The organism is Longimicrobiales bacterium, from assembly GCA_035764935.1.
Lineage (GTDB): Bacteria > Gemmatimonadota > Gemmatimonadetes > Longimicrobiales > RSA9 > DASTYK01.
In genome coordinates, this window is record DASTYK010000117.1 from 1 (window position 1) to 10319 (window position 10319).

Annotated in this window: 7 protein-coding genes; 5 read left to right on the forward strand and 2 right to left on the reverse strand. The window is 68.0% G+C overall.

From position 1 onward, the window contains the following. Positions 1 to 373, forward strand: a 373-nt coding sequence (locus VFU06_09560) for a multicopper oxidase domain-containing protein (GenBank protein ID HEU5209647.1), incomplete at its 5' end; no start/stop codon positions are given. A 125-nt stretch (positions 374 to 498) separates the two neighbouring features. Here the strand turns inward: VFU06_09560 and VFU06_09565 are convergent. Together VFU06_09565 and VFU06_09570 are read right to left on the reverse strand one after the other, a co-directional pair. Further along, entirely contained in the window at positions 499 to 1734 is a 1236-nt protein-coding gene (locus VFU06_09565; protein ID HEU5209648.1) for a RagB/SusD family nutrient uptake outer membrane protein, read from the reverse strand. Positions 1735 to 1800: 66 nt separating this feature from the next. Further along, positions 1801 to 4857, reverse strand: coding sequence for a SusC/RagA family TonB-linked outer membrane protein (locus VFU06_09570; GenBank protein ID HEU5209649.1), 3057 nt, complete (start codon positions 4855 to 4857; stop codon positions 1801 to 1803). Positions 4858 to 5258: 401 nt separating this feature from the next. Here VFU06_09570 and VFU06_09575 point away from each other — a divergent pair, with 401 nt between their 5' ends. From VFU06_09575 to VFU06_09590, 4 genes are all read left to right on the forward strand, one after another. Then, on the forward strand, positions 5259 to 6923 hold the full coding sequence (locus VFU06_09575) for a D-aminoacylase (protein HEU5209650.1): 1665 nt from the start codon (positions 5259 to 5261) through the stop codon (positions 6921 to 6923). A 2-nt stretch (positions 6924 to 6925) separates the two neighbouring features. Further along, on the forward strand, positions 6926 to 8461 hold the full coding sequence (locus VFU06_09580) for a serine hydrolase (GenBank protein HEU5209651.1): 1536 nt from the start codon (positions 6926 to 6928) through the stop codon (positions 8459 to 8461). Positions 8462 to 8502: 41 nt separating this feature from the next. Further along, positions 8503 to 10035, forward strand: a complete 1533-nt coding sequence (locus tag VFU06_09585; protein ID HEU5209652.1) for a serine hydrolase — start codon at positions 8503 to 8505, stop codon at positions 10033 to 10035. A gap of 98 nt (positions 10036 to 10133) precedes the next feature. Further along, positions 10134 to 10319: hypothetical protein (locus tag VFU06_09590; GenBank protein ID HEU5209653.1), on the forward strand; the 186-nt coding region annotated here is incomplete at its 3' end.

Below are 10319 nucleotides of genomic sequence, written 5' to 3' on the forward strand. Positions count from 1 at the left end.
CGCGCCGCTCGATTTCGGCAAGATGTCGAGCACGATGCCCGACTTCGTCGTCTGCAACGGCCGGCCGGACCAGTACATCCGGAATCCGCTGCGCGTGCGGCGCGGCGAGCGCGTGCGCTTCTACGTGGTCTCCGCCGGGCCGTCCCACCCCTGCAGCTTCCACGTCGTCGGCGAGCAGTTCGACAACGTCTGGCTCGGTGCGCCGCCGTCGAATCCGCTGCGCGGCGTGCAGACGTTCGCGGTGCCGCCGGGCGGCGGCATGATCTTCGACTTCGTGGCCGACATCGCGGGCGAGTTCCCGTTCGTGAACCACGGCTTCGGGCACGGCCAGAAGGGCGCGATCGGGTTTCTGAACGTGCTGGAGTCGACGTGACGCGCTGAGGCGGGAGCCGTCCCCACTCGACGCGTGGAACGAAAAAGCGGGCCGGGGACTTCCCCGGCCCGCTTCACGTTGCTGGTCATGCACGGTAGCCGCCCCTGCTGCGGCCACCGGCCTGCTCACCCGCTGATGCTCGGGTTGTTGAAGCGCTCGACGTCCGGCAGCGGCAGGCACGTCGTGTTGCCGTAGCTGCCACCCTTGACCGGGTACTCCGTCCCCGGTGCGGGAACCAGCGGAAGCTCGAAGCGGTGGATGTCGTGCATCCGGAAGCCCTCGACGAACAGCTCCCGGCGGCGCTCCTCCACGATCAGGTTCCGGATCGATGCGGCATCCGTGGCACCGGTGTACGCCGGGATCCCGTGCGGTGCACGCAGCGCGTTGATGATGTCCACGGCATCCTGCCCGCCCTGCGCTTCCGCCAGGATGAGCTGCGCCTCCTCGTAGCGCGCGATCGGAATCGGTGAGTCGTAGCCCGTGTACTTGAGCTGGATCCACGCGATCTGGCCGTCCGATGCACGCAGCCCGCTGTCCACCGTGAGCGAGCGCGGATCCTCGACGCCCTCCGTCGTGAGGTTGCGCGACTGCTCCTCAATGGTGTAGTTGCGCGCCTGCACATTGGAGTGGAAGACGCGGTTGTAGCGGCGCGTTTCCGAGCTCGAGGCGGATGCTTCGAGCACGAATCCGGCCGGCACCAGTGCGGCAGCACTCGCCGCGCCTGCCGTATTGCCCTGGTAGAGTCGGACCCGCGCCAGCCCCACGTTGGCCGCGTGCTGATAGCTCGGGATGCCGGCCTGCGTCGCCAGCGTGAGTGCCGTACCGAACCGGTTCTCCGCTTCCGCGAAGAGCTGCTGGTTCGTGATCTCCGGACCCTCGTCGAGTGCGGCCGAGCACATCGCCATGCCGAGCTGCGACAGGCTGAAGCCAGCGTACAGTGCACTCGCGGCCATCAGCGAGTCCCGCTTCGCGACCTGGTCATCCGTGAAGGTCTGGAGCGCACGGAACGCATTGTCGGCCGACCAGCGCGCGACCGACAGCGGGCTGTAGATGCCCGGCCCCTGCGCCGACGTACAGCCGGACGTGCCGTAGATGCTGCCCGGCTGCGTATTGGCGTCACGCCGGTCATACGGCCACTGCGCCGCGCCGAGCTGCGCGTCGGAGAACTCGTCGGAGATGATGCCGGTCACCATGATGGCGGCGCCCAGCGCACACTCGAAGTTGCCGATCGCGCCGTTCACGAGCAGCGCCGCTGCCTCGGGCGATTCGAGGTTCTCTGCTGGCAACACACCCGGTGCGGACACGTCCAGCCACCTGTCCGTATCACAGGCGGTCGTCAGGAACATGGCAAACGTGCTCACGGCCAGGACCCTCCGAGAGGCGCCCCGAGCGAGCCATTGATTGCGCTTCGTCATCGTCACGTCTCCTCAGAAGCTGACGCGGAAGGTGGTCACGAATGTCGCGAGCTGCGGCAGGTTGCTCTGCTCCAGGCCTACGTTGCCGCCCTCGAGGAACTGGTTCTCCGGGTCGAGACCCGTGTAGCCCGTCCACGTGTGCAGGTTGCGTGCGGCCACATTGATCGAGCCGGCCCGCGCACCCATGCGGCTCATGATGGACTGCGGCACGTTGTACTGGAGCGATACCTCGCGCAGCTTCGCGAAGCTCGCATCATTGATCACGAACGAGGACAGCGTACCGTTGCTGCGAACCATGGCGATGCGCGCCGGGTCATACCGTTCCGGGTACATGTTCTCGAGACAGAGCGAGAACACCTGGCAGCGCGCACGCAGGTTGTTGTCATACTTGCGGTAACCCGTCTTGACGTCCACCAGCGCGTAGAACGTGAGCGCATCGAAGAAGCGCAGGCTGGTCGAGACCGAACCCTCGAACGCCGGCGTCGTGCGACCCAGGTAGATCCGGGGCGCGACCACCTGTCCGGCCTCGTTGTAGCACGCGACCACGCCGCCCGAGCCGTCGTCGCACATGACGTTGGACACGGTGTTCGTCTCGGGGTCGTAATCCGCACTGACGACCCGCTCACGGAACCAGGAGCGCGGCGCGTAGCCGACCCGGTGCTGCGTGCTGCCCAGGACGATCGTGGTGTCGCCGCCGACCAGCTTCGTGACCTTTGCGCCGTTCGTGGCCGCAGTGAGAGTGGCATCCCAGGCGAAGTTGTCGCGCTGCATGAGCTGCATGCGGAGCAGCGCCTCGACGCCCTGGTTGACGATCTCGCCCGCGTTGACGTAGCGGGATGCGGTGAACCCGGAGGACGGTGCGGACGGCCGCAGCAGGATCGCGTCGGTGGTCCGCTTGTTATAGTACGTGAACTCGAGGCCGACCCGGTCGTCCCACAGGCCGGCATCGAAGCCGGCTTCGATCTCGTGACCTCGCTCCGGCCCCAGCTCGGAGTTGCCGACCGTCGAGGGCGTGACCGCGGGCGTATCGAACGGACCCGTGATCGCCGCGTAGGTACGCAGCGCCGAGAACGACAGCGGCTGCTGGCCCGACTGGCCGTAGGCGAGTCGCAGCTTGAAGGCATCGATGAAGTCCGGCAGACGCTCACCGATCGCAGGCTCCTCGTTCAGCACCCACGACAGGCTCGCCTTCGGGTAGACGACCCAGTCCAGGTCGGAGCCGAATGCGCTGTTGTTGTCGATGCGCGCGGCCGCGGTCACGAACAGCCGGCTGTTCAGGCCGAACTGCTGCTGCGCGTACACGCCCAGCGTGTTGTTGTCGAGGTAGTCATCGTCCGTGTACGTCTTGCGCGCCGTCGTACCGACCGTCTCGAGGCCCGGTGCGGCGAACTCGTTGCCCTGCACACCGATGAACTCGATCCGCTTCTGGTAGTACTGCAGGCCGAACGACGTCGCCGACGAGATGCTCTCGCTCAGGCTCGTGTTGACCGTCGCGGCATAGTCGAACGTGTTGTTGTAATGGGTGCGACGGGTCTGGTACTTGTAGCCGAGGCTGGTCGTGGGCCCGAGGAAGTACAGCATCGTATCAGCCGCCGGCGAGATGCGCGGCTGGTACTCCTCGTTCTGCTCGGCCGTGAAGTCCGTGCCCACCGTCAGCCGCTGCGTCAGCCACGGGAAGGTCTTCCAGTTGGCCGTCACGCTGCCCGTCAGGCGATCGATCCCCTGCGTGGCATCGAACACGTAGTAGCGCTCCGGCGGCGCACTCTGGAAGCCGCGCGTGAAGCCGCAGCCATACGGCGATGTCGCCGTGCAGTTCTCGCCCAGGAACCTCGGGTTCGAGAACACCGCACCCCACATCGCACCACCGCAGCCACCCTCGCACGACATCTGCATGTCGTTCTGCACGTAGCCGACACTCACCGAGATGTCGACGTTCTCGTGCGGCAGGATCTGCAGGTTCGCACGCGTGCTGACCTGTTCCTTCCAGTTGTTGCGCTCCGCACCCTCGGCGTCCTCCATGTCGAAGCCGAGATAGTAGCGCAGCGACTCCGCACCGCCCGACACGCTCGCGCTGTACTCCTGGACGCGGCCCGTACGGAAAATCGGACGACCCGCATCCGACTCACGCTGCGTGATGTTCAGCGACTGCACCTCGCCGTCCGGCCCACGCCAGTAGTTCACCGGCATACGGCCTTCCGGATTCATGAACCAGTTCGCGCCCTGCGACGTCGACAGCGTGTAGCGGGTGCCACCCGGCGCACCCTTCTTCGTGATGATGTTGATCACACCACGCGACGCTTCCGTGCCGTACAGCGTCGCGGCGGCCGGGCCCTTCAGGATCTCGATGCTCTCGATGTCGTCTTCGCTGAAGTCGTTCAGGCGGGAGGCGACACCCGAGCCGAACGCCTGGATCGAGATGCCCGAGCCCGTCTCGTTCAGCACCCGCACACCATCCACGTAGATCAGCGGATCACCCGACAGCGAGAACGTCGACGTGCCGCGCACGCGCACCACCGAGCCGCTGCCGACCATGCCCGTGCCCGGCATGATCACGACACCCGGCGCGCGACCGTTGATCAGCTCCTGCACGGAGTTGATCGGCGCGATCTCGACTGCCTCCGCCGCATTCACGGATGCGACCGAGTTGCCGACCGCGCGTCGCTGCGTCCCGCCGACCTGTCCCGTGACGACGATCTGGTCCAGCGCCAGCGCCGACTCCGCCAGCTCGATCCGCAGGTCGCTCGTGCCCACCGCCACCGTGACACTCGCGTCACGGTAGCCCAGCATCACCACGTTCACGGTGACCTGCGCACCCGTCAGCCCCGTCAGCGCAAAGCGGCCGTTGGCGTCCGTTACCGTGCCCCGATCCGTTCCAGCCGCGAACACCTGCGCCCCCGACAGCGGGCGCAGCGAACCACTCGAGACCACCGTCCCGATGACACTGCCACTCTGCGCTTCGGCAGGCGCCGCGAGCGCCAGCAGCGCAGCAACTGTCCAACAGAGTCCCGGGGAAAGTGACCGGCGCAGGCGCGTCCATCCGCGCGCCGGAGGTTGGCCCTTCTGCCGCATGACTGCCTCCTGATGCCGTGACTGGAACGGGAAAGAACGGAGACGGGCGCGATTCCGCGGTGGGAACCGGGGTGCGCACGTCGCACACGATACTGCCTTAGAATTTGTATACATCATGGTAGGCGTCGGCCGCGCCGGCCGCAAGGATTTTGTGCGCGCAACGAGAATCGGATGGGTTCACCAGGCCTGATCGGGTCAGGAGGACGCCGGATCGCCGCCCGGTACGGCACGTCGTCGCGAGGTGGCGAGTGCCAGCCTTGCCCGTCGCCGGGCGGCGGCTCACATTGAGTGTATACAGTTCGATATACCTTCCCGCGGCCGAACGGGACCACCCGCCGGCGCAACCCGACACCGGAAACAGCTCACGGGCATCCAGCCCAGACGACCCGAGAGGCATCTCCATGCGCAAGCGCCCGTCGTGCAGTCCACGCCTGTTCGCTCTCCTCGTTCTGGCGGTGCTCGCACCGGTGCAGGTGCAGGCGCAGGCACAGCCCGAGGCGTGTCCGTGGGACGTGGTGATCCGCAACGGCAGGGTGCTGGACGGCGCCGGCAACCCGTGGATCCTGGCGGACGTTGCGATCCGTGACGGGCGCTTCGCGGAGATCGGCCACGTGCAGGGGTGCGCCCTTCGTGAGATCGATGCGACGGGGCGCTACGTGTCGCCGGGCTGGATCGACATGATGGACCAGTCGGGCGGGGTTCTGCCGCGCAACCCGCTGGCGGAGAACAAGCTGCGGATGGGCGTAACCACGGCGATCGGCGGGGAGGGTGGCCCGCCGGTGCCGGTGGATTCGCTGGCGTCGTACTTCGAGCGGCTGGAGAACCAGGGCATCAGCATCAACTTCGGCACGTACGTGAGCCACGGGAACGCGCGTGGTCCGGTCCTGGGCAACAGCTCCCGGCCCCCCACGCCGGCGGAGCTGGAGCGGATGAAGGAGATCATCGCGCGCGCGATGGAGGCGGGTGCGATCGGGATGACAACGGCGCTGATCTATCCGCCATTGAGCTACACGACGACGGCGGAGCTGATCGAGACGGCCCGTGTCGCGGGCTCCTACGGCGGCATCTACGCCAGCCACATCCGGGGCGAGGGACGCGAGCTGGTCGAGGCGGTCGCGGAGGCGATCGAGATCGGGGAGAAAGGCGAGCTGCCGGTCGAGATCTTCCACCTGAAGGCAGCCTACCAGCCGGGCTGGGGCACGCTGATGGGGCGGGCCGGTGCGCTGATCGACTCGGCGCGTGCGCGCGGGGTGGACGTCGCGGCGGACCTGTACCCGTACACGGCTGGCGGCACCGGTCTCGAGGCGACGATCCCGGCCTGGGCGCACGAGGGCGGCATCGATTCGTTGCGCGCGCGTCTCGCGCGGCCGGACGTGCGCGCGCGCATGAAGCGCGAGCTGGAGACGGGCTCGCCCGGCTGGTGGAACATCGTCGAGGCGGCGGGCGGCTGGGACGGTGTCGTGCTGGTGAATGCGCGCAACGAGCAGAACGCACGCTTCGAGGGGATGACGCTGGAAGAGATTGCGCGCGAGACGGGCAAGGACCCGGCGGACGCGGCGTGGGACATCGTCGCGGCGGGCAATGGCCGCGTCATGGCGATCTACCACATGATGTCCGAGCAGGACATCGAGGAGGCGCTGCAGTTCCCGTGGGTGAGCATCGGCAGCGACGCGGGCGCAGCGCTGCGCCCCGGCTCGGCCGACGTGCTCGGCCTGCCGCACCCGCGCAGCTACGGCACGTTTCCGCGCGTGATCGCGCGCTATGTGAAGGAGCGGGGCGTGCTGACGCTTCCCGATGCGATCCGTCGGATGACGTCGTGGCCGGCCACGCGCATGCGGCTGGCGGACCGCGGCGTGATCCGCACCGGTGCGTGGGCGGACGTCGTCGTGTTCGACCTGGCGACGCTGGCGGATCGCGCGACCTACGATGAGCCGACACTGTATCCCGAGGGCATCGACTACGTGCTGGTGAACGGCGCGGTCGTAATCGACCAGGGCCGCCACACGGGTGAACGGCCGGGCCACGTGCTGTACGGACCGGGCCGGGCGGAGCAACCGGAGAACTGACCATGATGCGACGACGGCGCCCCGTTCGAATCGTCCTGCCCGCACTGCTGCTGTTCGCCGGTGCGTGCGCGCCGGCGCTGCAGTCACAGCGCGAGGATCCGCTTCGGGGGCTCGACACCTTGCTCGAGCGCGCGCGCACCGGAGCGGAGATCCCCGGCCTCGCCCTCGCCGTCGTCCGCAACGACTCGGTCATCTATGCCCGGGGCTTCGGCGTGCTGGAGCAGGGCGGCAGCGAGCGGGTGGATGCCAACACGCTGTTCGCAATCGGCTCCAACACCAAGGCGTTCACGGCCGCGCTCGTCGGCAGGCTGGTCGAGGACGGAAAGATGCGCTGGGACGATCCGGTCACGCAGCACCTCCCGGAGTTCCGGCTGTTCGATCCGTACGTGACGCGCGAGATCACGCTGCGTGACGCCCTGTCGCACCGCAGCGGGCTGGGCAGACGCGGCGACATGATCTGGTACGCCACGCCCTACGATCGCACGGAAGTGATCCGCCGCGTCCGCCACCTCGAGCCCAACACCAGCTTCCGTTCGCAGTTCGGTTACCAGAACATCATGTTCATCGCGGCGGGCGAGGCGGCTGCGAATGCGGGGGGCAGCAGCTGGGACGAGCTGGTCGCGACGCAGCTGCTGCGGCCGCTGGGCATGCGCCGCAGCAACACCAGCGTTCGCGCCCTGGAAGGCGTCGCCAACGTCGCGACGCCCCATACGCGGCGCGCCGGCGACGTGGTGCCGATTGCCTGGCGCAACATCGACAATGCCGGCCCCGCCGGCTCGATCAACTCGAGCGTGCTGGACATGGCGCAGTGGGTCCGCATGCTGCTCGGCGACGGCGAGCTGGACGGGCGCCGTATCCTTGCCGAGGCAACCGTGCGCGAGATCCAGGCACCGCACACGATCGCCGGCACCGGCACCGACTCGCTCTTCCCCATGCGCCACTTCAGCGCCTACGGGCTCGGTCTGGGCTTGAGTGACTACTATGGCCGCAAGCTGCTCATGCACAGCGGCGGCATCGACGGCATGCTGTCCACGGTGGCATTGCTGCCGGAAGAGAACCTGGGCCTGGTCCTGCTGACCAACAGCGACGCGCACTCGATCTACGGGCCCCTGACGTACGACATCATCGACCGGTTGATCGGTGCTCCGCGCCGCGACCTGACGGCGCGCGCGATCGCGAACGACGTCGACGCGCGCGCAACGGCGCAGAAGGCGGAGCAGGAGATGGAGGCCCGGCGCGTGACGGGCACGCGTCCGTCCCTCGCACTGGAGGAGTACGCCGGCACCTATGACAGCCAGCTCTATGGTGCTGTCGATATCGTGCTGGAGAACGGCCGGCTGGTCGCCACACGCTTCGACACGCTGCGGGCGCCGCTCGAGCACTGGCACTACGACACGTTCCGTGCGACGTGGTCCGACGCGGCACTCGGTCGCAGCCTGATCACGTTTGCGCTGGATGCGACCGGCAAGGTCGCTTCGCTCGAGGTCGACGGCCTTGGCAGGTTCCGCCGCGCACCTGCGAAAGGGCGGGATCGCTGACGCAGGACGTCGCCTGAGGTCCTTCATTCAGGAGCAACACCATGCCACGACGTGCCCGCATCGTTCTCGCGATGCTTTTCGTGTTCGCGAGCGGTGCCAGCCCTGCCCGGGCGCAGCAGCTGCGCGGGCTGGATGAGTACGTGAACCGCGCCATGGCCGAATGGGAGGTCCCCGGCCTGGGCCTCGCGATCGTGCACCGCGATTCGGTCGTGTATGCGAAGGGATTCGGTGTGCGCGAGCTGGGCAGCAGCGCGCGGGTGGACGAACACACGATGTTCGCGATCGGCTCCTCCTCCAAGGCCTTCACCGCCCTGCTCCTCGCCGCGCTGATCGACGATGGTGCCGCGAAGTGGGACGACCGGGTGATCGAGCATCTCCCCTGGTTCCAGGTGTTCGACCCGTACGTCACGCGGGAGATGACGCTGCGCGACGTGCTCAGCCACCGCAGCGGGCTCTCGCGCGGCGATCTGCTCTGGTACGGCAGCGACATGTCGCGCGAGGACGTGGTCCGACGCGTGCGCTGGCTGGAGCCGTCGTGGAGCTTCCGCTCGCAGTTCGGCTACCAGAACATCATGTACCTCACGGCCGGTGAGGTCGTGGAGGAGCTGAGCGGCAGCACGTGGGACGAGCTGGTGCGCGAGCGCATCTTTGCGCCGCTCGGCATGCGCACGAGCAGCACGACGGTCGACGCGCTCGCGTCGATGGACAACGTCGCGACGCCGCACACGCGTGTCGAGGAGCGAGTCACGCCGGTAGCGTGGCGCGACATCGACAACGCCGGCCCGGCCGGCTCCATCAACTCCAACGTGCGGGAGATGGCGGCGTGGGTTCGGCTGCAGCTCGGGCGCGGCGAGTATGACGGCCGGCGCATCGTGAGCGAAGCGAACCACCGCGAGATGTGGTCGCCGCACACCATCATCCAGATCGACACCGCGAGCGAGCGGCTGTACCCGGAGACGCACTTCCGCACGTACGGCCTGGGCTGGTTCATGGAAGACTATCGCGGCCGCAGGCTCGTGCATCACGGCGGCAACATCGACGGCATGAGCGCGCTGGTCGCGATGATGCCGGAGCACGACGTCGGGCTCGTCATCCTCACGAACATGAACGGCTCGGGCCTGCCGGCCACGCTGATGCGTCGCATCTTCGACCTGTACATCGACGGGCCGGGCCGCGACTGGAGCGCCGAGGTGCTGGCGTTCACGAAGCAGCGCATGGAGCAGGCGGAGGCACGGCAGGCGTCGCGCGACTCCGCGCGCGTGCGGGACACGAGTCCGTCGCTCGCGCTGGAGCGCTACGCCGGCACCTACGACAGCCGCCTCTACGGGCAGTTCGTCGTATCGTTCGAGGACGGGGGTCTGCGCGCCACGTACGGCCCCGCGTTCGACGGCACGCTCGAGCACTGGCACTACAACACGTTCCGGGCGAACTGGGAGGATCCGCAGCTCGGCACGACGATGCTGACGTTCACGCTGAACGCGCGCGGCGAGCCCGGCACACTGGACGTCGAGGGGATGGGCGAGTTCAACAGGCAGGCAGACAGTTCCACACAGGCCGCGGGGGGAATCCGGTGATGCGGAAGCGACAGAGCGAACCAGTTCCGACGTGTACGGTGCAGGCTGCACGAGCGACGTGCGACGCGGACGACCGCGGAGTGCCCGGTGCAGGGCTGATGCGGTCGACGCGCTCACGCGCGCTGCGCTCCCCCTTCGCGCTGGCTCCGCTGCTGCTGCTCGGCGGCTGCATCGCCGCGGCACCGGCCGACCAGGCGGTCGAGCCGGCGCAGGGCTACGAGGAGGTCGCCGCCGCACTGGAGCAGCTGATCCGGCACGAGATGGCGGACAAGGACCTGCCGGCG

Coding starts and splice junctions, on each gene's coding strand:
- VFU06_09570 (HEU5209649.1), bottom strand. CDS start 4,857: ATGCGGCAGAAGGGCCAACCTCCGGCGCGCGGATGGACGCGCCTGCGC.
- VFU06_09575 (HEU5209650.1), top strand. CDS start 5,259: ATGCGCAAGCGCCCGTCGTGCAGTCCACGCCTGTTCGCTCTCCTCGTT.
- VFU06_09580 (HEU5209651.1), top strand. CDS start 6,926: ATGATGCGACGACGGCGCCCCGTTCGAATCGTCCTGCCCGCACTGCTG.
- VFU06_09585 (HEU5209652.1), top strand. CDS start 8,503: ATGCCACGACGTGCCCGCATCGTTCTCGCGATGCTTTTCGTGTTCGCG.